Source organism: Aliivibrio fischeri ATCC 7744 = JCM 18803 = DSM 507 (genome assembly GCF_023983475.1).
Classification (GTDB): domain Bacteria; phylum Pseudomonadota; class Gammaproteobacteria; order Enterobacterales; family Vibrionaceae; genus Aliivibrio; species Aliivibrio fischeri.
The window spans coordinates 1,762,731-1,788,900 of the sequence record NZ_CP092712.1 but is presented as its reverse complement, the minus strand read 5'-3'; the positions used below and the strand labels follow the sequence as shown (position 1 = coordinate 1,788,900).

Genomic DNA, 26,170 nt, shown 5'->3' with positions numbered 1-26,170 from the left:
GTTTATATGTCTTTATTACCAATTAATGCCTTATACGATGAGTTTTCATCTTTAGTTAACCATAAAAATTTAGTGGTTGAATCTGAAACCGGTTCTGGAAAATCCACTCACTTACCTCTATGGGGGGCTGAACATGGGAGAGTATTAGTTGTTGAACCGCGCCGTATAGCTTGTACTGCTTTAGCTGACTATTTATCTGATCAAAGAGAACAGGTTGTGGGAGATGATATTGGGTATGCCATTAAGCTAGATGCTCAATACACAGATAAAAGTAAAGTGGTATTTGTAACTCCAGGTATTGCATTAAAATGGTTCATGGAAGATAGATTAGTTAATTTTCGCTTCATCATTATTGATGAGTTTCATGAACGTCGCTGGGATAGTGATCTATTACTATCATTATTAAAGTTACATCAACAACACCGCCTTATTCTAACATCCGCTACTATGGATAGTACTTCATTAGCTCAATATATTGATGCTGATGTATTACAATCAAAAGGTCGTCAGTATCCAGTAACTCATCGTTATATATCTACACATTCTCAAGGCATGCCTTCAAATAAAGATTTAGAGGTACGTATATTAAATATATTAATGGATTTAAGTGCTCAAAATGAGCATGGTGATATATTAATTTTCTTGCCAGGTAAAAAAGAAATTCAGCACTGTATTCAAGCAGTACAAACAAAATTTCAAGATGTTCTTATTCTTCCTTTGTATGCAGGAGTGAGTGATGATATTCGACAACAAGTATTGAGTACTTCAGATCAGCAACGATTTGTATTTTCAACGAACGTGGCTGAAACGTCTCTGACTATTCCCAATATTACAGTTGTTATTGATTCTGGATTAGAGCGAAGAACTCATCAACGAAATGGTCGGACAACGTTATCATTACAAGCGATTTCTAAAGCAAGTGTTTCCCAACGCTCTGGTCGTGCAGGGAGAACACAAGCGGGTACGGCTATTCATATGTATGGTGAATTTGCGCCATTAGAAAAAACAACCCCACCAGAATTACAACGAGAAGAGTTAGTAGAACCTATGTTGGCGGCAGCAAGCTGTGGTTCTATTCTGCGTAATTTACCGTTTTTGGAAATGTTACCGACGAAATCTCTGAGTAATGCTGAATTGAAACTTCAAGCGATGAAAGCGCTTAATGGGCAAGGTGAGATAACCGATTATGGTCGTCGACTTTTTCCTTTACCGATTGATACGTTATTTTCACATATGCTTTCGGTGGTGGTTGGTCGGGCGGAGAAAGAAACCATTGTAGATTTAGTTTCTGCTTTATCCGTATCAAACAAGCTTTATTCAATGTCTAGAAATCAAGATGCATTAGAAGATTTTAATCGTTGGAACCCTAAAGGTTGTGATCTAATTACATTAGTTTCTATTATTCGTGATTACTCTTGTGATGGAGTGGTCGTTGATAAAGAACTGCAGTTTGAAGCTCGCCAGCTATCAAAGCAAATTAGACATGAACTCGGTCTACCTGATTTAGAGGTTAGTAGCTGTATTAAACGTGATGAAGTGTTACAACAATTGGTAGAAAAGTTACCTGAACTCGTCTTTGTAAGAAGAGAAAAAAGAAAAGAAGCATTGGGTAATGGTAAACAAGAGGTCTTGTTAGGACGTCATAGCTGTTTTCCATCATCGTATGAAGCTGCACTGGTTTTTGATCAGTTTTCTTTACCTGGAAGAGGCTCGAAGCAGACATTAACTATTGCAACTGCACTGGCACCGATTGATTTATCGTTAGTTTTAAATTCTGGATTAGCTGAATGTAGAACGGGCGAGGTCGTAAATCAGGATGGTGAATTTAAAATAATGCACGAATACTTTTATGCAAATCGAAAATTGAAAACGGAATTTGCCGCTCCTGAGAATACCGATAATATCGCAGTGATCGTCAACCAAGTCTGTAGCGGTTTGCTTATGCCTCAATTAAAAGAGACAAGAGAGAAAGAAATTGCCGCTTGGAAACTTTATTGTCAGTTAAACAATAAAACATGTTCTCCAATTTCATTTGAGATTTGGTTTAAAGAGCAATTAGAAAGCCTTGGAGTAATCTCTGTTGATGAGATGGAGTTATTTGATGAAACGGATTTTGTCTTTCATGGTATCCCTGAGTGGGAGCTTCAAGATTTTCTAGATACCTATCCTCAAAAAGTTGTGCTACCAGATATTGTATTGTCTGTTGAATATTTTCCGCTAAGTAAGCGCATTTTACTGCATTATCATAAAGGACAACGTAAAGGTGATGTTAAGCGTTGGGAACTACCAAGCTGGGCAGGATGGAAATTACAATATAAGAAAGCAAGTCGAACAGTCGATATCAAATAGTATTAACATTATGAATGTATAGATAAAACGCTTTATTATTAGGTATGGTTTTTGCATTAAGGTTAAGAAAGGCAAGTTAATGACAAAAGGTCGACTATGAAAAAATGGATGCTATTAATTGCATTGGTAATACCCTCTTTATCGTTCGCAAAAGAGTTAAATCGTATACACGCCTATGAAGATAGCTATATTTTAGGTTCTTATATTAGTGATTTGAATAAACAAACTTACATTGATGGTGGTTTTGAAGATGCTGATGGTCTTCATGATGTCGAAGTGAAGTTTAAATTTTCATTTGCAGTGCCTTTGTTTCCAGTTAGTCAAAGTTCTTCGATCATGTTTGCTTATACACAAAAGTCATTATGGCAGTTAGGTAATAGCGATATTTCATCCCCTTTTAGAGAAACTAACTATAAACCACAATTTTTCTTGATGCATCAGTCAAATATGTTGATTTTTAACAATGCTGAACTTGGTTATATGCATGAATCTAATGGTCAAACAGCAAGTTTATCTCGTAGTTGGGATCGCATTTATGGCGCATTAGAACGAATTGATGGCCCTGTACAATACGGCGTTAGAGCTTGGTATGTCATTGCTGATGAAGAAAATAATGCGGATATAACGGATTATTTAGGAAATTACGATGTTTGGGCGTCTGTTGGCAATGATATTGGTACACTTAGTACTCGTTTCCATTATAATTTTGAAACGGATAAAGGTGGTGCAGAGCTTGGCTACACATTAAATGTTAATCAATTTGTTGGTTTATATGTTCAAGCATGGAAAGGGTATGGGGAAACCTTAATTGATTATAATCATGATCAAACTCGAATTGGTCTTGGTATTAAATTAATGCCGCCAAATTAATGCCAGTGTTATTTATTGCGAAATAATTTAAAGCTTCTGTGATCAAGAAGCTTTTTTTATGTTTGGAGAAAGGACATCTATGATGGCGATCATTGCGAAAAATGATGATTTCAATTACGATCTGGCCGATTTTTTATTTGGATACTCAGTATGATTATAACGATGTTACTAAGTTTTGTTCTTATTGGGGCAGTATTATGGTGGTTTTATAGCCGTGGAAATGCCGCTTCTTTAAATCCTGTATGGATGATATTTGTTGTTGTAGTCAGTGTGATTGTGGTCTTTTCTTCAGGATTAAGACCAGAAAAATTCGCAGTACAAAATGAGTTAATTACAGAGCCGCTAGGTCCTCTCTCTTATGAAGATAAGATGCGCTATTTAGAGGATCAACTGAAACAGAACCCAAATGACGCTAAATTGTGGTTTGAAATTGGGCAGGGTTATCTACTTAATGGTGAATTAAACAATGCGAATATCTGTTTTGGATACGCAATTCGTTTAACAGAAGAGCCAACAGCCAATCAATACGCAGCGAAAGCGACGACTCAGTATTATTTACATTCTCAGATTATGAATGATGAAGTAGAAGAGTTACTTAAGAAGGCGTTAGCTCTTGATGAATATAATCAAGCTGCTTTAACATTAATTGCTTCTGATCATTTTGTTACTTTCCGTTATCAGAAGGCCATTAATACGTGGCAGAAAATTTTAGACTCTGAGCGAGTTGATGTAGATCGAGTTACAATTATTAACTCAATTAATGAAGCCAAGCAGTTGATGCATGTACGCCGTAATTAAACAATATAAGCTGTACTAATAAATAAGAAATATAAAAAAGCCGACTTAACTGTCGGCTTTTTATTTATGACTACTACTTGTTTAGGCTAGTAGTAATTACATTGGATCGTAATCTCGAGCTTCACGTTCTTTTGCTTGTTCTTCCCACTCTGGAACAACGGTTTCTAAGAAGTGTTTCTTCTCAGCTTTCATCGCTTCCATATCCATTCCTAATGCTTTTTGTGCTGCAGCTTTCGTTGAAATATCAGGAATAGCAACTGGCTCTGTAATGCCTTTCTTCGCAAGTAAGCGTACAAGTTTAGTTCGTGCATCTGCCGCTTTATCGACAGCGGTACCTAACACTTCTAGAGCAACTTCAGGGGCGTGCATATGAACACCATGCGAAGCAATCGCATAATCCCAACGCCATTGTGCATGACGAATGTCTTGTAGGATTGGTGCCATTTCTTTTTCAGTTGCACCTGCATCCCATGCTGCACCAGCTTCAAAGTGAGCAGCAACGATTTGACGCTCTGCAGTCAGTTTCATTTTAAGCACTTGCGCTTTACGGGTTGCAACAACACTTTGAAGCATTTCTTTAGATTGAGTGTGACAATTTGCACAGGTATCTTCGAAACGATCAAATGGGTTCCCCACTTTATGGTCTGTATAAACAGTGCCATCTTCTTTTGTTACTTTAGGCATATGACAATCAACACACGTCACTTTGTTTTTGCCATGAATGCCATCACGCCAAGTTTCATAACCAGGATGCTGAGCTTTTAACATAGGAGCTTTAGATACTTTGTGAGTCCAGTCTTTAAAGCCGATCTCATCATAGTATTCTTCCATTTCGTCAACAGTAGTGCCATTATCCCAAGGGAATTTCACGGCTTTAGTTTTACCAGTGAAGTAATATTCTACGTGACATTGACCACATACCGCTGCCTGTTGATCTAAACGAGATTGATCACCAAAAGGTTTGCCAATGGCATCCATTGCACGTTTAACGTGAGGTTTAGTTAAGGCGAGTGCAGGGCCACCATTTTTAAACTCTTCGCTACGAGTATCATGACAATCTGCACAGCCGATAGGGTTTTGGATTTCACTGCCTAAACGAGCCCATTTTCCTGAGAAATAACCATCTTCGCCTTGTTCTTCGATAACTCGACCAACATCAGGGCTTTTACAGCTCCAACATGCCATTGGCATTGGGCCAGAATTTTCATCGGTTGGGCCACCGGTACGTAGGGTTTGTCTTACATCATCGACAGCATAAAAGTGTCCACGAGCTTTGTTGTAGTCTTTTGCAAAACCGTAGCCAGCCCATAAGATAACCATATTTGGATCTTCAGCTAATGCATCTTCGATTTGCACACTATCAGAGGTAGATCGCCATGAATCATATTGATCGGCATGATCTTTTGCGTAGGCTTCATTACGAGGGTCAACTCGTTCACTGTTTTCAGAGGCAGCGAAGCTGTGGCTACTTAATAATAAAGTAGTCACCATTGCTATTGCAGCGGCTGAACGACGGGTCCATTGCTTTTTCACTATTGTATCTCCAATATTCTTTTAATTAATTAGCCAAGCGTTGTGAAAGCGACCATCAATCAGAATTGGAAACAAGTAAATTGTATACTAATTAGAGGTTATTAATTTTTACATCAATATAAGAGTTGATTTACATCAAGTTACATAAGTGATCAATGTCACCATTAAAGGCGTATACCTCTTTGGTGTTATTTTTGAGCGTTCTTATTAAGAATGATTCTTATTTTCTTTAAATAACAGATAGATATACCAACTTGGCCTATATCACAAAAGTAGTAGATAATTGTAACAATAGACTCATAAGTTGTATTATTTAGACACATTTAATTATAAAATGTCTTTGTTAAGCGTTGTGGCTAACTATCCAATGAGAATTGATACCAAAGAAGAGCACGAGCTCTTTAACAACAATTACTCATCCAACTATTTATGAATTTGATAAATAGAATGGAAAGGGAAGGATATAAAATGGGCAAAGTCAAATTAGCCATAGCCACAATGTTGAAGCTTACCTTCGCATTTTGTCTCTATGGTTTGTCTCTGAATGTTGCTGCAGATGAATCGCCCCAAGTAGAGGCTAACTCATCCAATCGACATGAAGTGACATTAATTCGAGATCGCGATTATGCGTGCACACAATGTCATAAAGACGAAAAAGAGACACTTAAAGGATCACACGGGGAAGATTCATTTGCGATTCTTAAACGTGATGTGAATTGTGTAGAGTGTCATAAATCAATTGGGCCTGATCATCGAGAAGGCGCTCCGCAAGTCATCAAATACTCGGCAGCACAATCAAAAGTCGGCACGGAAAAAGTGACCCTTTCGTTTGATGAAATTTTACAAGCTAATAGCCAATGTACTGATTGTCATACGCCAGATAGATTACGTGAAGATAGCTGGACACACGATGTTCATGCTAAAAACCTAACCTGCTCATCTTGTCATATCGTTCATGGAGAGAAAGAAGCCGTGCTTTCTTTTGACCATTCAGCGAAGATCAAAATGTGTGTTGACTGCCATGCTGATTTTAATCAGAAAGAAAATAAGCTAGGAGAATAGTATGAGTTGTTCTAGACGAAATTTTTTAGCTGGTTCTGGTGCGGTTATTTTCACAACAGGTGTCGCGACAACATCATTAATAAACAGTAAAAAAACCTTAGCGTATTCTATGGAAGATGGTTCAAAGCGTTATGGTATGGTTCATGATGAAAATGCGTGTATCGGCTGTACAGCATGTACGGAAGCATGTAGAGAAGTAAACCGTGTTCCTGAAGGGGTAACACGTTTAGAAATCATTCGTAGTGAGCCTAAAGGTGAGTTTCCTGATGTTGAATACCGTTTTACTCGTAAATCGTGTCAACATTGTGAAAATGCCCCTTGTGTAATGGTGTGTCCTACAGGCGCTGCATATAAAGATGAAACAACAGGCATTGTTGATGTTCATAACGAAAAATGTGTTGGTTGTGGCTATTGTTTGGCTGCTTGTCCGTACCAAGTCCGTTTCTTTAATCCTGTGACTAAATCGGCAGATAAGTGTGATTTTTGCCGTGAAACAAACTTAGCAGAAGGTAAGCAACCGGCTTGTGTTGAATCTTGTCCAACAAAAGCACTGACTTTTGGTGATCTCAATGACAAAAATAGCGAGATAAATGCCGTATTAAATACGAATCCGGTATACCGTGACAAAGTGGATCTAGGTACCAAACCTAAATTGTATAAGATTCCATATTTAAAAGGGGAGATTTAAGATGAGTGCATGGGAAGCAGCGTTTAATTTCGACTCTTTAGTATGGGATTGGATCATTGCGATCTACCTTTTCTTAGCCGGTATGTCTGCTGGTGCGGTTATGATATCGATTTACTTAAAACGTAAAGTGATTGAAGGTAACCCAGCAGATAACGGTATTATCAAAGCAACCGCAATTTTAGCGCCATTTGGCATTATTGCAGGTTTAACCATTTTGATTTTCCACTTAACCAAACCACTCTCTTTTTGGAAAATTATGATTTTCTTTAACCCAACATCTGTGATGTCGATGGGGGTTATTCTATTCCAAGTGTATATGGCTGTGCTATTTGCTTGGCTTGGCGTGATGTTTAGAAAGGATATCATGAGCTTTCTAAAAGGAAAGTTTGGTTTTATCGATACTATCTTGCTTAAGATTGAACAGTTTGAAAATGCGTTAGAAATCTTTTTAGCTGTGCTTGCTATTATGCTTGCGGCTTATACCGGTTTCTTATTATCTGCATTACAAACGTATCCAATGTTAAATAACCCGGTATTGCCGATTTTATTCTTGTTCTCAAGTTTATCGTCTGGTGCAGCGGCGTGTTTACTGTTTGGTATTTTAGGCTTTAAAGAACCAAGTCATAGCCATTCGGTGAAGTGGATCCATAACTTTGAACGACCTGTTGTACTGTTTGAGCTGTTCGTACTTGTTACCTTCTTTACTGGTTTAATCTTTAGTGGAGGGCAGGGCGAAGCTGCTGCTTGGGCTGCTATTGGTGGTGGTTTTTGGGGAACATGGTTCTGGGTTGGCGTTATTGGTTTAGGTATGATCGCCCCTTTAACTTTGAATGCGTTTGCTCCAAAGGAATTGGCTCACGGTAAAGGGTTTATTTTTGTTGTGACATCATTAAGTTTAATTGGTGTATTAATGCTTCGTACGTTTGTGTTGTATGCAGGACAAATGACGGTCGTATAATGTGGTAATGCCATGCTTATGCCAATAATTATGAGCATAAGCATGGCTTTTATGTGAAAAATGTATGGAGCAATATGATTGCTGAAATTGGACAATTTTGGTTAATAACCACTATGGTGTTGTCTGCTGTTGCTTGTGTGACAGCTAGTTACGGTATTTTTAGAAATGAAGACAATTGGGCCGTATCTATTTTCCCACTTTCATTATTAACAACTCTTTTCTGTATTTTATCAATATCCGCTTTAGGTTATGGGTTTTATATTGATGATTTCTCTATTCGATATATTGCTGAACATTCTAATTCTGAATTACCTGTATTTTTTAAAATTGCTGCGATTTGGGGTGGGCATGAAGGTTCATTGCTATTTTGGGTATTAACACTCACCTTATGGGCAGGTTTAATTACATTAAAAAGAAATAGCATTGAACAATCTTATTTAGTACGAGTTCTTTTAATATTAAATGGATTAATTGTTATCTTTTCAGCATTTACTTTATTTGCATCTAATCCTTTTATTATTTATACCAATACTCCTTTAGAAGGACGAGATTTGAATCCAATGTTGCAAGATATTGGATTGATATTTCATCCCCCATTGTTATATCTCGGTTATGTTGGTTTTGCCGCTACCTTTTCATTTGCACTCGCTGCATTAATGATGAAAAAAGTCCCATCTGAATGGGTAGACTATGCGAGAAACTGGACATTGCTAGCATGGTCATTATTGACTGGCGGGATAAGTCTTGGCTCATGGTGGGCCTATTATGAATTAGGTTGGGGTGGATGGTGGTTTTGGGACCCAGTAGAAAACGCTTCTTTGTTGCCTTGGTTAACCTCGACAGCATTACTGCACACATTAATTGCTAGCCATAAAAGAAAGCTATTACTAAAAACATCACTTATTTTAGCATTAGTTACATTCTGCTTAAGTATTTTGGGTACTTTTGTGGTTCGTTCTGGTGTATTAACATCCGTTCATGCGTTTGCAGTAGATCCAACAAGAGGCATCATATTATTGCTGATTTTGTTTATTACTATGCTATTTTCATTTGGTCTTTATTCATTAAAGAGTAAACAGATTCAGAGTGAGCCTATTCGTCAATTTATCAGCCGTGACTTTATGTTCTTAGTCCTTTGTGGCTTATTTACTATTGCGACAATTACCGTATTACTTGGCACGTTTTATCCTATGATTTTCCAGATTTTAGGATTAGGAAATATATCAGTAGGGGCTCCTTATTTTAATTTACTTTTTGTTCCTATGGCGCTTATTGCACTCGGTATGATGGCGTTGTCTATTTTTGTTAGGTGGCGTAAGAAAACAGAAGTTGCGACGGTAAAAAATACAATTATCTTAGTAAGTATCGCTGTAATTAGCGGAATACTAATTTATAAACTTCAATATCATCGCATTTATGTTATTCCTCTTACCGTATGGGTTCTCTCTATCGCGGTTATTATTGGGTGTGTGTGGGGGATAAAGCTGTCCACGGGTAAAAGTCTAAGTATGGCGATCGCACATATCGGGGTGGCGATGGTTATGATTGGTGCTGCGATGAACAGTTATCATTCATTTGAAGCCAGTGCAAAAATGGAACCTGGAATGAGTGCGAAGCTAGCGAATTATGACATCTATTATAAAGAGACTGAGCTATTAGTTAGTGCTAATTATACTGCAGAGCAAGCGAATTTACGTATTTATGAAAGTGGGAAAGAGATAGCGAATATTCACCCTCAACGTCGACATTATCAAGTACGAGTGATGAATATGAGTGAGCCGGCAATGCACTGGTTTTGGCACGGTGATATATACGTTACACTGGGTGAGAAGCTAAAGGATGGAAGTTTTGCGTTGCGACTTCAATATAAAGCGTACGTGAGATGGATTTGGTTTGGTTCGATATTAATGTGCATTGGTGGTTTAGTTGCAATGATGAAAAGAAAGAGAAAAACAGCATGAAGCAAATAGTTAAAGTTCTCACTGCTATCATTTTGTGTATTGCGGTTTTTTTTATTTTATTAAGTGGTCTAGAGACCAAGGAATCCTCAGGCTCTACGGCAATGGTGGGGGAAATGGTTCCTGCTTTTAAATTATCAGATCTAACTGAAGCTTCTACGCATGTAACAGAAGCTCATTTTTATAATGAACCACTCACCTTACTTAATGTATGGGCAGCGTGGTGTGGGATATGCAAAACAGAGCATCAATTCTTACATCAATTAAAAGACCAAGGAATACCTATCATAGGTTTAGATTATCGTGATGATAGAAGTGCAGCTAAACATGTATTAGAGCAAACTGGCAACCCGTATCAGTCGGTTATTTATGATCCTCAAGGAATTTTAGCGATGGACTTGGGTGTTTATGGTACGCCTACGACGTTTTTAATTAATCAACAAGGTGAAATATTACATCGATTTACTGGTGCGTTGAATGAAGAAAAGTGGCAACGTGAATTTGCTGGTTTTTTTGAGGAAAAATAATGAAGCATTCTTTTAAATCATTGTTGTATTTGCTCTGCTTATTGGGTGTGTTTTCAGCCAATGCCTCATCAAATAGTAGCAATGGTCTATTTGTTTCCGCAGATAAAGAGACGATTGAAAGTGTTGAATTGTTTGAGTTTGATTCTCAAGAGCAACAAAAGCAGGCGATTGAACTGGCTAAACGCTTGCGATGTCCACAATGTCAAAATCAAAACTTAATAGAATCTAATTCACCAATAGCTAAAGATTTACGATTAACTGTGTATCAACAGATTAAAGCAGGAAAAAGTGAAGATGAAGTGATTGCTTTTATGACGCATCGATTTGGTGATTTCGTATTATATGAACCGCCATTGAATGCTAAAACATACGTACTTTGGTTATTACCATTATTGTTACTTGTCGTTTTTTGCATCATGGCGGTGAATTCAGTAAGAAGAAATCGTTAACTTGCTAAAGCGGTTTGTTTTTCATAAGACCAATCAACGCAACACTTGGCTAAGATCTCAAGAGAATCTAAACATTGTTGTGGTTGTTTGAGGTTTTGCTCGGCCAGAGCAACAGGTATTTCAGTACAGCCTAAGATAACCGCCTCTGCGCCTTGAGCGAGCATTGATTTAAATACCGGTAGCATTAACGCTTTTCCTTTTTCTACATTACCTGCTTTTACCTCATAAATACCCTGCATGACATCACGTTGTTGAGTGTCATCAGTTTCAATAACATCAATATTATATTGGTTAAGCTTTTGTTGATACATTCTGGCTTTCATTGTCGCCGTCGTTGCTAATAAACCAACGGTCTTATATCGGCGAGCCTGCGCTTCTTGAACAACACTATCGATGATACTGATGGTATGCACATGGCTAGTCGCACTCAGTTGTGGATACCAGTAATGAGCGGTATTGCAAGGGATAACAATACATTCAGCGCCAGATTGCTCAAGTTGTTCAAAGCTGTGCTTTAATTCAGGATAAGGATCTTGGCCATGTCCCATAATAAAAGCCGTTCTGTCAGGGATTTGTGGAACGCTACTTACTACCATCGGAATATGTTCTTGGTCATTATGTGCAGGGGTTTGGCTAATGATCTTCAACATAAACTCAACCGTTGCTAAAGGTCCCATACCGCCTAAAATACCTAATTTCTTGTTCATAATATTTACTCCTTTAAATGAAATACGTGTTGTAGTAAGTGTTAAAGCACTGCTGGAGCGAGTAAGAAACCAAAGCCAATGGCAACAATGACACCCGTTAGACCCGGTAACATAAATGGATGATCAAAGATGTTTTTTCCCATTCGAGTTGAGCCTGTTGAATCAAACTCTATAGCCGCAAGAGAGGTAGGGTATGTCGGTAGAACAAACACGCCTGTTACTGCAACGAATGACGCTAAGATCGCCCAGTGTGGAACGTTTAAACTCAGCGCTAAAGGAACGATTAATGGGGTAGTTGCACCTTGTGACATTAATAATGTGCAGGTTCCAAAAAGAACAAGTGATAGCAACATTGGGTAAGAGTTAAGTAGAGAGCCTGCAAATTCTTTAATCTCAGGAAGGTGAGCATTAACAACGGTTGAGCCCATGGTCACAATACCTAAAATAACCGCTACAGAACTCATTCCTGAACGGAACGTCGTGGTTTTAATAATACGATCTGGGTGAATGTTACACATAGGCACCATTAGACATGCTGCGGCAAACATACTGACAATAATGATGTCTCGTGTCGTCATGATATCGCCACTTGGAAAAGCAGGTCGTAGCGATGGAATAGCGGCATAAAGAACAATGGCACAGGTAGCTAATGCAAAAAGAAAAACAGAATATTTAGCTTTAGGATCAATTTCTTTTGTTGTGGAAGTAACTTGTTGTTTATCTTCTTTTTGGATTTGTTGATACACCACATCGTCTTTTAATTCACAACCTTGTCGAGAGGCAACAAACGCCGCAACCATCGCTGCAATGAAAGATGCGGGTAAGCAGATAGCCATAATTTGTAAGAAGCTGACTCCTGCTGGTTCCATGATTGAAATCATAGCCGCCATAGCCGCAGAGATAGGAGATCCAGAAATTGCAACTTGTGAAGCTACAACTGCGGCAGATAAAGGTCTTGATGGTCTTTCACCAATCTCTTTTGCTACTTCAGAAATAACTGGAAGAGTTGAAAAAACCGTATACCCTGTTCCTGCCATTATCGTCATGCACCAAGTAATGATTGGAGCTAATACATTTATGTATTTTGGGTGGCGGCGCATTAAGTTACCTGCATGATGAACTAGCCATTCCATACCGCCCGCAGCTTGCATGGTTGAAGCAGCAGTCACAACAGACATAATAATAAGAATAACATCAATAGCAGGCGCGCTAGGTTCAAGACCTAATCCAAGCGTTAACACCGCAAGACCAAACCCACCAGCCAAACCAACGCCAAGGCCACCCATTTTTAATCCCCAGTAGATGCAAATTAACACTACTGAGATTTCAATTATTACCGACATAAAACATCCTATTTAAATTTTAAGTAATTGATTTTTTTTAATTCATCTTGCGATGGATAAGCTAAATAAATCATGTCAGTCGGTATGTGTTTTGTTAAATGCTAAGAATTGTTTCATCATGCCAAATCGGCATAGCTAAATGATAAAAGAGTTGAACTTGATCTCGGTAACTACTTTTTTGATGTTTTTTTTAAACATAAAAGGCAGATAACTCGAAAATTAAAGCGAATATTTAGGGTTTATCGACATTAAATTTTTTTAATAGGAGTGATAATGCAGTTTCGGAATAGTGATAACTATCTCAAATAGAATGCTTGGATGAGGTTGAAATGAATGTAGAAAGTAAATGGTTAGAAGATTTTTTAGTGCTAGCAAAAGTGAAAAATTTCTCACAAGCCGCGGAATTGAGAAATGTCACTCAGCCTGCATTCAGTCGAAGAATTCGTCTATTAGAAGATACCGTAGGTGCTGAATTAGTTGATAGAAAGAGTAAGCCGATAGAGTTAACACCAAGTGGTAAATTATTCCGAATAACCGCAAGAACCTTGGTTAATCAGATTGAAGCTGGCATAAGCCAAATATCAGATTTATCTCAATTAGGTGGAAATGTAGTTCAAATCGCAGCGGCACACTCTTTGGCTACAAGCTTAATACCTAAGATACAACAAGGGTTTAATGAGGGGGATTATAAACCGATTTTAAGTGTTGAAGCCATTGATGTAGATGAAGCGACAAAAGAGTTAAGAGAGGGGGCGTGCGACATATTATTGGCTTTTGATGATGAGATTTTACGTTTACCACCTTATCAATCGCAACTTATAGCAAAAACGGAGCTGTTACCTGTAAGTGCGTGTGATGATGAGGGTAACTCTGTTTATGATTTTGAATCTGGACATTCTGTACCATGGTTAACTTATAGTTCGACATCCTATATGGGGAGACAGGTAGAAATTATAAGAGAGAAAGTGGCGCTAACGCCTATTTTTTCGTCATCAATGACTGATATGTTGAAGATATTAGTCCTGAATAAACAAGGCATCGCGTGGTTGCCCGCTTACAGTATTCAAGAAGAGTTAGCACAGAAAAAAGTCGCAATAATTGGTGATCAATTACTACGACTTCCTATTGAATATTATGCGTATCGTTATCAAGCAAGATTACATCCTGCAGGCGAGAAAGTATGGAGTATCTTATGTAATTTAAATGCTTAATTTACGGTATTACTTACTTGGTGATTATTTTCAAAATTAATAGTTGGTACGCAAAATATGAGTAATGAAGCTAAAACAGTTGAAGCCATTAAATCCGTTGGCCAATGCATTCCAAGCCAAATACGACTGAACCCTACACCAACCCCCCAGGTAAGTAATATACCAGCTGTGATGTAATGATTATTTCTCAGTAAAAAACCACCCCAAAACAAAATACAGATAGCAACAAAGATCGTATGACCAGATGGAAACGCATAGTTAGTTTCACCGTGCCATTGTTCGATTCTGGCAGAGCTCACTTTTGAAGCGATACGTTCAATCAATTCATCTTTAAGTGCTGGCTCTAATTGATAAAAACTGGCTGCATTATCGACTAATCCTACTTCTGCTAATGCATAGCTGTATGGACGGGGCACTTCTGTTGCTGATTTTAATCCAGTTTTAAGAGCAAAACTTAACACCAGCAACAAAGCAAATTGCACATATAGCGATGCCAATTTTTTTCTTGGTAGGCGTTTAATTACAGGAATAAGACAAAGAACAAAAGTAGTAACAAGAAAAAATGGATTTCCGGCAGAGTTACTTAAAAAATTGAGTAGTGCATTTACATTTGTTGATAACGGTTCAAATAAGTCAGGTTTTGGTGTTAATAATAAAACGCAAATCATCATTAATGAAAAGAAACCTAGCGCAATGAGTTCGTAAATTCTGTTTTTAGGCGAAAATGAAAAAGTCATAATGAAATCATAGAGTAAATGAGTGGGAGTAGTGTAACTTCCTGAGGCCTAGGCAAGTCAAGCTAAAGTAATAAAAAGGTGATGTAATAGAGTATTCGCTCTATTTGATAACAAAGTCAGTGATTTATATCTCTTTTCTTGATTACATAAATTCTCAAATTTATTAACCATTGTCAGAGCTCCTTTAAATAATCGTCAAAAAAACACTGGTCAGATTTCTGACGATACACATGCTGTTACACTTTTTCCCTAAAAAAATAACACAGCAAATTTCAGACATTTCCTTTTAAATAAAGTTCGGTTTGATTTGTCCAAAGTGGATATAACACAATTATGAATACAACATTTTCGCGTACGCTGCTTGCAACGAGTACTTTATTTATTAGTGCAACATCTATGGCTGGAGGATTTCAAGTAAATGAGCACTCAGCTACAGGTTTAGGTCGAGCATTTGCAGGTGAGGCGGTAATTGCAGATAACGCTTCGGTATTAAGCCGTAATGCGGCGGCGATGACGATGTTTGATAAAGATGCAATCTCTGTCGGTATGACCATAGTTCAACCAGATGTAACAGTGAAAAATGGTACGTATTATCGTCCTGAAGTTGATGTGAATAAACCTATCTTTGGTAACATTACAGCGTCCACTTCATATGAAGCAGTTTCAATGAATGATGTTGATGGTATTGCGCCAACAGCAGTTGTCCCGAATTTTTATTATATACATCCGATTAATGAAAAAATGGCTGTAGGTGTTTCTGCATATTCTAACTTTGGTACAGGAACTGAGTTTAAATCTAATTATGAAGCTCCAATTTTCGGTGGGAAAACCAGTGTTCAAAGTATGAATCTAGGAATGAGCATAGCCTATCGTCTTAATGAACATCTGAGTGTAGGTGGTGGAATAGATGTTATATATGGTGTAGGGGACTTATACCGAGATATTGACGTTAATGTAGGGGCTTCAGTTGGTGGAGCTCCTGTAGGTAATCTTGTATTAAAAGAAAATGCGCTTGATGTTCATGCAACTGGTGTTGGTTTAGGTGCTAATATCGGTATGGTGTATGAATTTGATCAGAAAAATCGTTTTGGATTTAGCTATAAATACAGCCCTGAAATAGAAGCAGAAGGTGATGTATATTATGCACCTTCTGCTTTAACAGGTAAAAATAGCGATAAAATATACCTTCCGTTACCAGATATTGCCGAGTTTTCAGGCTTTCATATGATTACAGATAAAACGGCGATTCATTATAGTATTCAGTGGGTCGGTTGGTCTGCATTTGATACAATCGAAACTGAATACGATACGATTAAAGAGTATCACTGGAAAGATTCTTACCATTATTCTATCGGCGCTACTCATTACCTAAATAACAAATGGATTTTGCGTACGGGTTATATGTACGACCAAACTCCTGTTGATGAGTTAACATCTATTTCTATTCCTGATTCAGATCGTCAGTGGTTTTCTGCTGGGTTTACTTATAATTGGAGCTCAAATACAGCCATTGATTTTGGCTTTACTTATCTAATTGGTGAGGATGTTGAAGTTCATGAGTTCATTGAAGAGTCACTTCCTGCACCAGCGGTTACAGCAACCACACATGCTAATGCGGTGTTGGCAGCTATTCAATTGAGCCATAGTTTCTAAAATAACTCATAAAATTGCTATGCACCTCAATGATTCAAGGCTCTGATTATTCCGAGCCTTTTTTTTGTTTAGTAAACATGCTCTAATTACACCTCATTTCTCATTTGGTATTTACATGGCTCCAGTTATCCGTCGAGCAAAAGAGACCGATCTCTATTGTTTAAATTCACTGATGTATAAATTGCACGATGAACATCACCAACAATGTCCAGGTTTATTCAAAACTGCTTCTGAAATCGAAGAAGAGAAAAGTATTGCTCGATATCTAGATGATCCAGAATGTATGGTGTATGTGGCGGAAATGAATGACACCATTATTGGATTTGTTACTGGTCATTTTTGCGAATTAATTTCAACGGTGAGTAAACCAGTAATGATGGCAACCATAGATGAATTATATATTGAAAAAGAATATCGACGCGAAGGTGTTGCTGAGCAATTAATGATGCGAATAGAACAAGAATTAAAAGATTATGGTGTAAAAGAAATTTTTGTCGAAGTGTGGGATTTTAATAAAGGGGCATTGGAATTCTATAATAAACAAGGGTTGCATGATCATATTCATTATTTACGTAAGCCATTGAATAGGTAATATAAGAATGAAAATGCCACTATTTAACATATTTGTATTCATTTTATCTCTATTTTCAATGCACAGCGCATCAGCGAATATTGTACAGCCTAAGGGCGCGGTGTGCGTTATTGGTGATGGTAGCCATATTGTTTTAGTTGAAGAGTTAATCACTGGAAAATTGTCACTTCCAGGTGGGACTATTGATAAAGTAAAAGGAGAGACACCTCAAGAAGCAGCAGAAAGAGAGGTATGGGAAGAAACGGGATTAGTTGTTACAGCTAAAGAGCTGCTTATCGAGGATGAAACAGCAGCAATATTTCGTTGTGTAAGTGAATCCGATATTGTTGCGTTTGATCTAGAAACCATTAATGGCTTATTTCGTATACCTTCGTGGTTTGCTCCTCATTACGGTATAGAAACTGAAGCTGTCTATTTAAGTGAAGTCTATAAGATCCCAGAACATAAATATCGTTATCCGGGACAATTACCGTTATTACAACAATGGTCTTTAGATACAGCGAGCGCAGAAAATAAAATATTGTGGGTAACCAATCTTGTAGACCAAGCTCCTAAAGTTCATCAGTTTGAATTAGATTTACTCTCGTCACTTCGCGCGAAAATAGATCAATTACCGCAAGTGGTCACGCTGAGTGTTAAAACGATATTCACCTTAATTAACGAAACTGGCAAGGAAGGCTTCTTCTACTTTTTCGTTATTATAGCGTTGGTTTATTTTGGTCGAAATTCGGCTTTAACCTTATTGTTTGGCATTATTTTATCGATAGTTTTGACAGGGTTGGCAAAGCAAGGTTTAGGTTTACCTCGTCCTTTTGTGTATATACCGCAATTGCAATTAACTGAAGCCGTTGGTTTTGGTATGCCAAGTATGCACAGTATGTTATCTGTTGTGATTTACGGTACTTTTTATTTAATTTTAAAAAGATTACCACTCTCAGAAAAAATATTAAAACGGTACGCATGCATTTTCATTATTCTAATAATAGGACAATCAATTGCTCGAGTTTGGCTCGGTGTTCATTTTGTCTCTGATGCCATTGTTGGTTTGTGTTTGGGTGGAATGGTTTTCTATCATTTCTCAAATATGCAGAAAAAACATGGTGATTTATTATACAAAGTGATTGGGGGGTTACATTTTTGGCTACTGCTAAGTGTGGTTATTAGTGGTATCGCGTTTGTTATGGCGTATGTTAATTACCTATATGCTGCAGCAATATGCTGGGGTGTCGTCGCTGCGATTATGTGTTCTAAACCTAAAGTTATTACGGATGTAAAAGTAAAATTAATTGCATTAATAACCATTGTATTGAGTGTAATGTTAGCTAGGTATGGCGTGAATTATTTATTAACACAAGTTGAAGCGAGTAGTTTGAATGTGTTGGTAATTAGAACTATTGGTAATTTTACCGTTATTTTTGGCCTATTTGTTTATGCCGCATGGTTGCCTAAGGTAATCGAAAATAAGTTCGTTAAACGATAATTCAAAAGGCCACATCAGTGAATCACTGATGTGGCCTTGTTTGTCTGCTTATCTTATGGTTATAAATTAACTGTTATGTTGTTCTAACCATTCAAGCGCTTCGTTTTGAACTTTAATGCGTTTATTTTTACTTAGCTTTTTCCCGGTATAGTCACGGTACTTGTCTGCGTCTGGGAAGTTTTTTTCAGCAGCAAGGTTAAACCAAAAATACGCTTTGCTCATGTCTTGTTTAACTTCTTTATTGTTCGTGTATAAGAAACCAAGATTACGCATCGCTGTAGCATTACCTAATTCAGCTGCTTGAATATACAGTAACTCTGCTTGGTGAGTATTTTGAACAAGTCCTTTTCCATGAAGATATAAGTCTGCAAGGTTATTCATTGCATTACTGTTGTTTTCTTCAATTGCTTTGTTGTACCAATCAATAGATGTGGAATACTTTTCTTCAGATTCGTAGATTTTTCCAAGGTTATAGTAAGCCATAGAGCTTTGGTTTGCTGCGGCTTTCAAAAAATACTGGGTAGCAAGCTGTGTGTTTGCTTCAGTACCAATCCCTTTTGCATAAATAGTTCCAATTTTGTTTTGGGCTTCAATAGAACCATTATTAGCAGCACTGGTTAACCAAGTAATTGCTTCTTTATAGTTATTTTGATTTAAGTAAGCTGTGCCTTTTAGATAGTCACTATGAGCTTCACTGTTAGCTAGAACAAAAGGTGAGCATAATGAAGCAGATATAACTAACGATTTTAAAAGTATTTTCATTACATAACCAACGAGTTAACAAAATATTATTGTTTGTATGTTAGCAATAAAAGCACAGTACGGCGAGCGATAAGTGAATGTCGAAGAAGAGAAAAGAGATAGGTAGCACGAATAATCATGCTACCTTTGATTGAAGAACTATTTGTTTTGAACGGCAATGGCTGGTGGGAATATGTCTGATTTTCTGAATTCTTGCATAACACGTAAGGTGATATCCGTTTCGAACAGCTTTTCAAACTTAATGTCTACCACATAAGCCTTACAAGTTAATTGAATGGCTAAATAATTATCTGTAATGGTTTGTTTCACTAACACAACCACAGGCTTAGGTAAGTGGATATAACGACTAGAAGATGCTGCTTCTTGAATAATATCTCTTGCGGTATTAATGTCTTGGTCCATACCAATATAAAATGGAATGACAACTTGCATATCTAACGCACCATAGTTACCACTTACGGCAACTTCATTTAAGAATTTGTTGTTAGGGATAGTAATAATGTCATCGTTTAGAGTTTGCATTCGAACAGAGCGTAAACCGATAGCGATAATATCCCCATAATTTCCTTCAAATGTTACACGATCACCTACTTGGAAAGGGCGATCAATCATTACCGTTAACCCAGCGATGAATGATGCCGTTAAGTCTTTCAGTGCAAAACCAACAGAGACAGCAATCGTACCACCAATCAGTGCTAATACTCGCTCATCAACGCGGAAGCTAAGCATGAAAACAGCCATACCCGTTGACATATAAATGAAGAATTGAAAGAAAGATTGCAGTTTTTGCATCAACATTCGACGTTGAGCAAATTGACTACTTATTCCATCTACAATGGATTGGGTAAAGCGCAACAGTAACCAAGCAACAAAGACAATAACAAATGAGAAAGCAACACCGCTCCAACGAATTAGACTGGCGAACTGCTGTAAGTTGTCGATGGATTGTGTTTCTTCTGCAAATGCAAGCGAACCAAATCCGAGCGTTATAAAAAATATAAAAATACGAAGCATATTATTTCACCAATAAATGTTGACGATGAAGAACATTAGTAATGTGACGGAACCAGTGATCGGAGATCCTTGCTTTATCATCACTCCATTCAATGTAGCCACGACTTTGGAAATAACGAAGTGTACTGATAACTTCAGCCATACTTAAGCGGCTACAATCACATACATCGGCAGGAGAGGCGACCTCCAACTGTACAATTGATCTAAGCACCGCCAACATAGGTTTTGGCATGGTTTCTAAATCATCAGAGTGTGGCGCTCTAAATAAACGAACCAAAATTGCATCAGTGTCTTTATCACGGTGAAGTGATAGTCTAAAGAAGCGAAGAGCTACCGTAGGGTTACCATCAGAGTAATCCCAAAGAATACGATAGAATCCATTTCTCGCTCGTTCTTCTTCGGTTAAGTTCTCTTCATCCCACTGTCTTGGTAGTACTAAACCATCAAATGAAATCGTTGGTTGGTTTTCAGATAACGTAATTCGCGATTCTAATAATTGGCCAATTTGCTTTTCATCCCATTTAGGCATAAAAGTGACTAAATCAAATAGTAATCGTTCACCACGAGCGCGATCAATAAAGCGCCAGCACGATTTTTCAATAGCCAGTACCACTCGGTGACTTTTACGAGCTCGGCGCAATAAATTAGTCAGCTTCATTAAATCGGCTAAGCCATTCACTTTGGGTTTTACTAACCGTTGCGCACTATCAAATGCAAGCAGATAACAAGTATCGCTGTTACGTAGGTATTGAAGAATATCACGCTCACTTGATTCTTCATCTAGCCCTAATTGTTTTGCCAGCTCAGGAAGCAAAGCAGAATAGCCATCGTATGGGCAATTAATATAAATCGGTGTCGCGTTTTTTACTTTATTTAAAATACGATTAAGAAGGGTAGTTGTACCTACACCACGTTCACCAGATAGCACGCATACCGCAGGACTTTCGGTTAATAAGTAACGTGAAAGAGCGGACATTTCATCTTTAGCATAGTCTTCAATAAGCTCTGAATCTTCAGAACCAGGAGCAATGTAATCAAAAGCTGCCGTACCTTTAACACGAACAAGATTGGATTGCTCACGTGCTACTTCGGTTTGTTTGGCAACTTCAATTCTAAATAGGTAGGCTAAAGCGTGGCTAAAAGCGGCATATTGCGATAATAAAGCAATGATCGAATGTTGAAGCGCACGCCAAGATAACCAAGCAGCACCACAAGCGGTAGCAGCAATTGAGATTAAAAAGGTATTTTTATTTCGTATTGCCCATTGGATCGATATCGGAACAGGTTCGACACGCTCGATTCTTTCGAAAACCGTTGGTTTCCATTTTCTTAATGTATGAATAGTAAGAAGTATAAAAAATAAATAAACCAGAGAATTTATCCACGCATAGATCGTTCCTTGTCCTAATGTACGTGATGATATTTGCAAAATAACGCCAGCAACAATTATCCCCCAAACATAGTGACGGATGGTTGAGAGTCGCAAAGCAATAATCTCTTTTTTATTGTGCTTACTATTACGATAAATAAATTCAAGAATAAGGCTGACGGCAATAGAACCACCTAAAATCCACCAAGTGAATATTTCTAAGAATATTAAATGCTGTAAGCTCGGTAATGTAGATACAATTCGTAACGTTACCGTGATTAATAATAACCAAGCAATTGCTTTATGTGCACGAGTTAAATACCAAATCGTTCTGATAAAGAAATTCGGTTTACTTGTAGTATTTTCTAGTTTTGATGTTTTGAAATCATTAATAAGTCGAGTGCTGTTTTTCATCCACCAACTAAAAATAAAGAACACAAAAAGGACTTTAAAAATGACACTAATAATAGGAACTGGTGAAATAGTTAAATCTTTTAATAAGCTTTTAAAGCTACGAATTTGGTAATGGAGATAATATTCAATATTAAGTTGGGTAATCGACAATTCAGAGTAAAATTGAGTTACACCATAAGGGCCAAAACCGGTTAATTGCTCTCGTGTTGTGGTGTCCGTTAGTTTAAGCAATTGTTCTTTACTTAGGTTTAGTGAAGTAAGAGATTGGTGAACGTTTTCTACAGCTATCCAGTTTTCATTACTGCTGTCATTTCGATAAGCCGTTAATGCCTCTTTAAGACTCGCAGCATGCTTTTTTTGCTGCAGAATAGTAGTGGAAAGCAGACGTTTTACTTGAGCATAATCGTTATTTGAAAAAAAATGCTGTTCAGGAAGTGCACGAATATCCGCCTCAATATTTGTCGCTTGAGCGCTAATCTCTATTGGTTGATTATCAATGAGATCCCAATTGGCAAAACTGAGCTGAGAGAATATCAACAAAAAAGTAAATAAAACGTAACGATAGAGTTCTTTCATACTAACCAAATAAATAATAATTTTAATTATACCTTAGCTAACTTATTGAAAAAAACCAGTCACAAAGCTAGGAATATTGAATAAAAAACGAATATGTTTTGTTTATTTAAATTTGTCGCATTTTTTTGTAAAAAGTGGCCTTAATTACCATTTTGTCGACAGGTATTCGTTCTCATTCAGAACAAAAATCATTAGAATAAGGCCTCAAAAAAACGTATTCCTTTTTCGATGATATAGATATGTATTGGTTCTTATTTTTCGGTAGTGTTGTGTGCCTCGTTTTGATGGTTTTACACTTCCAAACTACAGAAAAGAAAAAAAAGTTAACGATTCGACAAAATCAACAAAGTAGTCATAAATCTCCCGTTGCTCCGTTTGATGACGAAGCGGATAAAAAGGACAAAATTCAACGAGCGAAAAACGGAAATATTACAGCTCAGCTAGCTTTAGGTGCTGATCTTGAATTGGTCGATCAAAATGGAGCGATTAAGTGGTACTTAAAAGCGGCAGAACAAAATAGCCAACAAGCCTTTTATGCTCTAGTGCGCTTATATGATGATAATTATGATGACCCTGAAGCAACAGAAAAGTCTGATTATTGGGCGGCTAGACTGGGTGATAGCCAAGGTGATATCAGTGCATCTTTAACTCTAGGTAAGTTGTACCTCACAGGCTCTGGATGTGAGAAAGATATAGAGCTTGGAACGAAAACAATTACAAAGCTGGCACTGCAAAATCATTTAGAGTCTCAGCTGTTTTTGGCGCAATGGTATCAAAAGCAACAAGATGGACACCCTGAAGGGTTTTATTGGATGCTAAAAGCGGCTTATCAAGACGATCCTAAAGCAATGACAACGGTAAGCTCTTGTTATTACCATGGAATAGGGACGCAGAAAAACGTTTATAAGGCAATTTACTGGGCAGAACGTGGTGGTGAGCTTAAAGCGCCTGAATCACAATACAGAGCGGCTCAATATAACCAAAAGGTATCTTCATCGCATAATGCTGTCGCTTATATTTGGGCTTATTTAGCGGTAGCGAACCATAATGAAGATGCACATGATTTAAAGAATGAACTAGAAGCAATACTGCCTTTAGAGAACTTATTAAGCATTCAAAATGTAGCGAGAAAGCTGCATGGTTTGATGGAAGAAAAACCAGTAAAGAAACATTCAGTGATTAAATTACTAAATAAATTCTACGTGAGAGAGAACTATTTCCCACCAGAAGATATTGATGATGAATGTGCTATGTATGTGAATTAATACCTAGTTACTGTGATTGGTACAATAAGAGAAACCATAGATACAAAAATGCCAGTCGATTGACTGGCATTTTTTTTATTCGATATTATCGATTAATCATCACGCATGATACCAAGAATGCTTAGTAGGCTGATGAAGATATTGTAGATAGAAACATACAGCGTAATCGTTGCTGAGATGTAGTTTGTTTCACCGCCACGAATGATTGATTGTGTTGTTAGCAAGATTGCACCCGTTGAGAACAGGATAAACATACCGCTCATAGCTAGGTGTAATAAAGGCATTTGTAGGAAGATGTTCGCTACCATACCAATTAATAGAACAACAAAACCAGCCAATAACACACCGTTAAGGAATGATAGGTCACGCTTGGTTGTTAGTGCATAAGCAGATGCTGCCATGAAAGAAAGCGCAGTACCACCAAGTGCAGTTAAGATCACATCACCCATACCTGCACCAATGTACATGTTAAGGATTGGACCAATGGTGTAGCCTAGGAAGCCTGTAAATAAGAACGTAAATACAAGACCCATGTTGTTGTTACGGTTTTTTTCCGTTAAGAAAAGTAGACCGTAGAAGCCAACAAGCATGATGATGATACCCGGACGAGGTAGGTTCATTGCCATTGAAACACCAGCAACTACCGCAGACCAAAGTAGTGTCATTGATAATAAGAAATAAGTATTACGTAATACTTTGTTAGTTTGTAGAGCCGACTCTTGTGTATGAGTTTGGCTGAACATTTGATTATTCATCGTATTCCCCTTGGAATGTACTGACATAATTATATAGACAGTTATGGCGCTTATAGTTCCAAAAATCAAGATAGAATTGACTTTCGGTTTGAATTTATTGAGCTGGAAACCATTTTACATCAGTACATTAACTTAGCAGATGTAGTTTGTAAGCATCTGTAACAAAAAGCAGCAATCAAACGATCACTGCTTTAACCTGAGGATTTAGTATTTAAACATTAATGATGCAAGATCTGACTTAAGAACAATTGAGTTCGATCTGATTGTGGGTTTTCAAAGAAATCGACAGGGTTGTTCTCTTCTATGATTTCGCCTGCATCCATAAATATCACTCTATCTGCCACTTCTTTAGCAAAGCCCATCTCGTGTGTAACACACAGCATTGTCATGCCTTCACTTGCCAGTTCAACCATTACATCCAATACTTCTCGAACCATTTCAGGGTCAAGTGCCGATGTTGGTTCATCAAATAGCATCACTTGCGGATTCATACATAATGATCGGGCGATAGCTACACGCTGTTGTTGTCCACCAGAGAGTTGTCCTGGGTATTTATCTGCTTGATCAGGGATCTTTACACGTTCAAGATATTGCATTGCTAAGGCTTCAGCCTCTGCTTTAGGCATTTTCTTTACCCAAATAGGAGCGAGAGTACAGTTTTCTAACACCGTTAGGTGAGGGAAGAGATTAAAGTGCTGAAAACACATTCCAACTTCTTTTCTTACCGCTTCGATGTTTTTTAGATCTTCTGTTAATTCTGTACCAGAAACATAGATGTGTCCTCTTTGGTGCTCTTCTAGTCGATTAATACAGCGGATCATTGTTGATTTTCCAGAACCAGAAGGTCCACAAATAACGATCTTTTCGCCTTTTTTAACCTTTAAGTTAATGTTTTTTAAAACATGAAATTGACCATACCATTTGTTCATGTCTTCTAGTTGGATCATATAATCTTGTTGATTTTCCATAATTGCTACTTCCTTGAATTCTGTTAATTATCGCTTGTGACGCCTACTAATCCCAATATTAAAAACTAGTCAAAGCCAATAAAACCAGCTAAATAACAATGGTTTAATAGATTTAAAAACCAACCTATCATG

General features: G+C 37.5%; 23 protein-coding genes. 14 read left to right on the top strand and 9 right to left on the bottom strand.

The window, feature by feature from the left end:
• The first annotated feature begins 6 nt into the window (after positions 1 to 6).
• From AVFI_RS08210 to AVFI_RS08200, 3 genes are all read left to right on the top strand, one after another.
• Positions 7 to 2,349 (top strand): helicase-related protein, encoded by a 2,343-nt coding sequence (locus tag AVFI_RS08210; RefSeq protein ID WP_188863770.1) that lies wholly within the window; start codon positions 7 to 9, stop codon positions 2,347 to 2,349.
• A 96-nt stretch (positions 2,350 to 2,445) separates the two neighbouring features.
• On the top strand, positions 2,446 to 3,219 hold the full coding sequence (locus AVFI_RS08205; RefSeq protein WP_017018530.1) for a phospholipase A: 774 nt from the start codon (positions 2,446 to 2,448) through the stop codon (positions 3,217 to 3,219).
• 150 nt (positions 3,220 to 3,369) lie between these two features.
• Positions 3,370 to 4,017, top strand: coding sequence for a TPR domain-containing protein (locus tag AVFI_RS08200; RefSeq protein ID WP_054775996.1), 648 nt, complete (start codon positions 3,370 to 3,372; stop codon positions 4,015 to 4,017).
• A gap of 96 nt (positions 4,018 to 4,113) precedes the next feature.
• Here AVFI_RS08200 and nrfA read toward each other — a convergent pair whose 3' ends face one another.
• Positions 4,114 to 5,550, bottom strand: a complete 1,437-nt coding sequence (gene nrfA / locus AVFI_RS08195) for an ammonia-forming nitrite reductase cytochrome c552 subunit (RefSeq protein WP_054775995.1) — start codon at positions 5,548 to 5,550, stop codon at positions 4,114 to 4,116.
• A 468-nt stretch (positions 5,551 to 6,018) separates the two neighbouring features.
• On the opposite strand from nrfA, the gene nrfB reads away from it, so the two are divergent.
• The 6 genes from nrfB to nrfF all read left to right on the top strand — a co-directional run bounded on the left by nrfB (position 6,019) and on the right by nrfF (position 11,192).
• A complete protein-coding gene (gene nrfB / locus AVFI_RS08190; RefSeq protein WP_012533888.1) occupies positions 6,019 to 6,612 on the top strand; it encodes a cytochrome c nitrite reductase pentaheme subunit in 594 nt (197 codons plus the stop codon).
• Between the two features lies 1 nt (position 6,613).
• Positions 6,614 to 7,300: a cytochrome c nitrite reductase Fe-S protein gene (gene nrfC / locus AVFI_RS08185; protein ID WP_017018534.1), complete on the top strand. Its 687-nt coding sequence runs from the start codon at positions 6,614 to 6,616 to the stop codon at positions 7,298 to 7,300.
• Position 7,301: 1 nt separating this feature from the next.
• On the top strand, positions 7,302 to 8,258 hold the full coding sequence (nrfD, locus tag AVFI_RS08180) for a cytochrome c nitrite reductase subunit NrfD (RefSeq protein WP_012532895.1): 957 nt from the start codon (positions 7,302 to 7,304) through the stop codon (positions 8,256 to 8,258).
• A gap of 74 nt (positions 8,259 to 8,332) precedes the next feature.
• Positions 8,333 to 10,219, top strand: a complete 1,887-nt coding sequence (locus AVFI_RS08175; RefSeq protein WP_188863769.1) for a heme lyase CcmF/NrfE family subunit — start codon at positions 8,333 to 8,335, stop codon at positions 10,217 to 10,219.
• Positions 10,216 to 10,743 (top strand): DsbE family thiol:disulfide interchange protein, encoded by a 528-nt coding sequence (locus AVFI_RS08170; RefSeq protein ID WP_069581942.1) that lies wholly within the window; start codon positions 10,216 to 10,218, stop codon positions 10,741 to 10,743. The genes AVFI_RS08175 and AVFI_RS08170 overlap by 4 nt, the downstream gene beginning before the upstream one ends.
• Positions 10,743 to 11,192, top strand: a complete 450-nt coding sequence (nrfF, locus tag AVFI_RS08165) for a heme lyase NrfEFG subunit NrfF (protein WP_054775994.1) — start codon at positions 10,743 to 10,745, stop codon at positions 11,190 to 11,192. The genes AVFI_RS08170 and nrfF overlap by 1 nt, the downstream gene beginning before the upstream one ends.
• On the opposite strand, the gene cuyB is transcribed toward nrfF, so the two are convergent.
• Together cuyB and AVFI_RS08155 are read right to left on the bottom strand one after the other, a co-directional pair.
• Positions 11,189 to 11,899, bottom strand: a complete 711-nt coding sequence (gene cuyB, locus AVFI_RS08160; protein ID WP_054775993.1) for a cysteate racemase — start codon at positions 11,897 to 11,899, stop codon at positions 11,189 to 11,191. The genes nrfF and cuyB overlap by 4 nt on opposite strands.
• A 41-nt stretch (positions 11,900 to 11,940) precedes the next feature.
• Positions 11,941 to 13,242: an anaerobic C4-dicarboxylate transporter gene (locus AVFI_RS08155; protein ID WP_188863768.1), complete on the bottom strand. Its 1,302-nt coding sequence runs from the start codon at positions 13,240 to 13,242 to the stop codon at positions 11,941 to 11,943.
• Between the two features lie 329 nt (positions 13,243 to 13,571).
• Here AVFI_RS08155 and AVFI_RS08150 point away from each other — a divergent pair, with 329 nt between their 5' ends.
• Complete coding sequence (locus AVFI_RS08150) at positions 13,572 to 14,453, top strand: LysR substrate-binding domain-containing protein (protein WP_017018540.1); 882 nt, start codon at positions 13,572 to 13,574, stop codon at positions 14,451 to 14,453.
• Here the strand turns inward: AVFI_RS08150 and AVFI_RS08145 are convergent.
• Positions 14,450 to 15,124 carry a phosphatase PAP2 family protein gene (locus tag AVFI_RS08145; RefSeq protein WP_188863771.1) on the bottom strand — a complete coding sequence of 225 codons (675 nt, stop codon included), beginning with the start codon at positions 15,122 to 15,124 and terminating at the stop codon, positions 14,450 to 14,452. The genes AVFI_RS08150 and AVFI_RS08145 overlap by 4 nt on opposite strands.
• A 399-nt stretch (positions 15,125 to 15,523) precedes the next feature.
• On the opposite strand from AVFI_RS08145, the gene AVFI_RS08140 reads away from it, so the two are divergent.
• From AVFI_RS08140 to AVFI_RS08130, 3 genes are all read left to right on the top strand, one after another.
• Positions 15,524 to 16,843, top strand: a complete 1,320-nt coding sequence (locus AVFI_RS08140; protein WP_017018542.1) for an outer membrane protein transport protein — start codon at positions 15,524 to 15,526, stop codon at positions 16,841 to 16,843.
• A 115-nt stretch (positions 16,844 to 16,958) separates the two neighbouring features.
• Positions 16,959 to 17,435: a GNAT family N-acetyltransferase gene (locus AVFI_RS08135; protein ID WP_054775992.1), complete on the top strand. Its 477-nt coding sequence runs from the start codon at positions 16,959 to 16,961 to the stop codon at positions 17,433 to 17,435.
• Between the two features lie 7 nt (positions 17,436 to 17,442).
• Positions 17,443 to 18,915 carry a bifunctional NUDIX hydrolase/phosphatase PAP2 family protein gene (locus AVFI_RS08130; protein ID WP_188863767.1) on the top strand — a complete coding sequence of 491 codons (1,473 nt, stop codon included), beginning with the start codon at positions 17,443 to 17,445 and terminating at the stop codon, positions 18,913 to 18,915.
• 66 nt (positions 18,916 to 18,981) lie between these two features.
• On the opposite strand, the gene AVFI_RS08125 is transcribed toward AVFI_RS08130, so the two are convergent.
• The 3 genes from AVFI_RS08125 to AVFI_RS08115 form a co-directional block, all read right to left on the bottom strand.
• Positions 18,982 to 19,677, bottom strand: coding sequence for a tetratricopeptide repeat protein (locus AVFI_RS08125; protein ID WP_065598060.1), 696 nt, complete (start codon positions 19,675 to 19,677; stop codon positions 18,982 to 18,984).
• Between the two features lie 138 nt (positions 19,678 to 19,815).
• Positions 19,816 to 20,691 carry a mechanosensitive ion channel family protein gene (locus AVFI_RS08120; RefSeq protein WP_012533532.1) on the bottom strand — a complete coding sequence of 292 codons (876 nt, stop codon included), beginning with the start codon at positions 20,689 to 20,691 and terminating at the stop codon, positions 19,816 to 19,818.
• Position 20,692: 1 nt separating this feature from the next.
• The gene (locus tag AVFI_RS08115) at positions 20,693 to 23,050 is read right to left on the bottom strand and encodes an ATP-binding protein (RefSeq protein WP_017018544.1); all 2,358 of its coding nucleotides are present in this window, start codon (positions 23,048 to 23,050) and stop codon (positions 20,693 to 20,695) included.
• Positions 23,051 to 23,289: 239 nt separating this feature from the next.
• Here AVFI_RS08115 and AVFI_RS08110 point away from each other — a divergent pair, with 239 nt between their 5' ends.
• On the top strand, positions 23,290 to 24,315 hold the full coding sequence (locus tag AVFI_RS08110) for a tetratricopeptide repeat protein (protein WP_005419744.1): 1,026 nt from the start codon (positions 23,290 to 23,292) through the stop codon (positions 24,313 to 24,315).
• Between the two features lie 92 nt (positions 24,316 to 24,407).
• Here AVFI_RS08110 and AVFI_RS08105 read toward each other — a convergent pair whose 3' ends face one another.
• Positions 24,408 to 25,070, bottom strand: a complete 663-nt coding sequence (locus AVFI_RS08105) for a Bax inhibitor-1/YccA family protein (protein WP_005419742.1) — start codon at positions 25,068 to 25,070, stop codon at positions 24,408 to 24,410.
• 218 nt (positions 25,071 to 25,288) lie between these two features.
• Positions 25,289 to 26,038: an amino acid ABC transporter ATP-binding protein gene (locus tag AVFI_RS08100; protein ID WP_012533544.1), complete on the bottom strand. Its 750-nt coding sequence runs from the start codon at positions 26,036 to 26,038 to the stop codon at positions 25,289 to 25,291.
• Positions 26,039 to 26,170 lie beyond the last annotated feature (132 nt).

What these genes read in the sequence shown, in the direction of transcription:
- AVFI_RS08105 (WP_005419742.1), bottom strand. Translation starts at nt 25,070, where the DNA reads ATGAATAATCAAATGTTCAGCCAAACTCATACACAAGAGTCGGCTCTA.
- AVFI_RS08210 (WP_188863770.1), top strand. Translation starts at nt 7, where the DNA reads ATGTCTTTATTACCAATTAATGCCTTATACGATGAGTTTTCATCTTTA.
- AVFI_RS08155 (WP_188863768.1), bottom strand. Translation starts at nt 13,242, where the DNA reads ATGTCGGTAATAATTGAAATCTCAGTAGTGTTAATTTGCATCTACTGG.
- nrfD (WP_012532895.1), top strand. Translation starts at nt 7,302, where the DNA reads ATGAGTGCATGGGAAGCAGCGTTTAATTTCGACTCTTTAGTATGGGAT.
- AVFI_RS08130 (WP_188863767.1), top strand. Translation starts at nt 17,443, where the DNA reads ATGAAAATGCCACTATTTAACATATTTGTATTCATTTTATCTCTATTT.
- AVFI_RS08200 (WP_054775996.1), top strand. Translation starts at nt 3,370, where the DNA reads ATGATTATAACGATGTTACTAAGTTTTGTTCTTATTGGGGCAGTATTA.
- AVFI_RS08150 (WP_017018540.1), top strand. Translation starts at nt 13,572, where the DNA reads ATGAATGTAGAAAGTAAATGGTTAGAAGATTTTTTAGTGCTAGCAAAA.
- cuyB (WP_054775993.1), bottom strand. Translation starts at nt 11,899, where the DNA reads ATGAACAAGAAATTAGGTATTTTAGGCGGTATGGGACCTTTAGCAACG.
- nrfB (WP_012533888.1), top strand. Translation starts at nt 6,019, where the DNA reads ATGGGCAAAGTCAAATTAGCCATAGCCACAATGTTGAAGCTTACCTTC.
- nrfC (WP_017018534.1), top strand. Translation starts at nt 6,614, where the DNA reads ATGAGTTGTTCTAGACGAAATTTTTTAGCTGGTTCTGGTGCGGTTATT.
- AVFI_RS08145 (WP_188863771.1), bottom strand. Translation starts at nt 15,124, where the DNA reads ATGATGATTTGCGTTTTATTATTAACACCAAAACCTGACTTATTTGAA.
- AVFI_RS08115 (WP_017018544.1), bottom strand. Translation starts at nt 23,050, where the DNA reads ATGAAAGAACTCTATCGTTACGTTTTATTTACTTTTTTGTTGATATTC.
- nrfF (WP_054775994.1), top strand. Translation starts at nt 10,743, where the DNA reads ATGAAGCATTCTTTTAAATCATTGTTGTATTTGCTCTGCTTATTGGGT.
- AVFI_RS08120 (WP_012533532.1), bottom strand. Translation starts at nt 20,691, where the DNA reads ATGCTTCGTATTTTTATATTTTTTATAACGCTCGGATTTGGTTCGCTT.
- AVFI_RS08170 (WP_069581942.1), top strand. Translation starts at nt 10,216, where the DNA reads ATGAAGCAAATAGTTAAAGTTCTCACTGCTATCATTTTGTGTATTGCG.
- AVFI_RS08110 (WP_005419744.1), top strand. Translation starts at nt 23,290, where the DNA reads ATGTATTGGTTCTTATTTTTCGGTAGTGTTGTGTGCCTCGTTTTGATG.
- AVFI_RS08175 (WP_188863769.1), top strand. Translation starts at nt 8,333, where the DNA reads ATGATTGCTGAAATTGGACAATTTTGGTTAATAACCACTATGGTGTTG.
- AVFI_RS08205 (WP_017018530.1), top strand. Translation starts at nt 2,446, where the DNA reads ATGAAAAAATGGATGCTATTAATTGCATTGGTAATACCCTCTTTATCG.
- AVFI_RS08135 (WP_054775992.1), top strand. Translation starts at nt 16,959, where the DNA reads ATGGCTCCAGTTATCCGTCGAGCAAAAGAGACCGATCTCTATTGTTTA.
- AVFI_RS08100 (WP_012533544.1), bottom strand. Translation starts at nt 26,038, where the DNA reads ATGGAAAATCAACAAGATTATATGATCCAACTAGAAGACATGAACAAA.
- AVFI_RS08125 (WP_065598060.1), bottom strand. Translation starts at nt 19,677, where the DNA reads ATGAAAATACTTTTAAAATCGTTAGTTATATCTGCTTCATTATGCTCA.
- AVFI_RS08140 (WP_017018542.1), top strand. Translation starts at nt 15,524, where the DNA reads ATGAATACAACATTTTCGCGTACGCTGCTTGCAACGAGTACTTTATTT.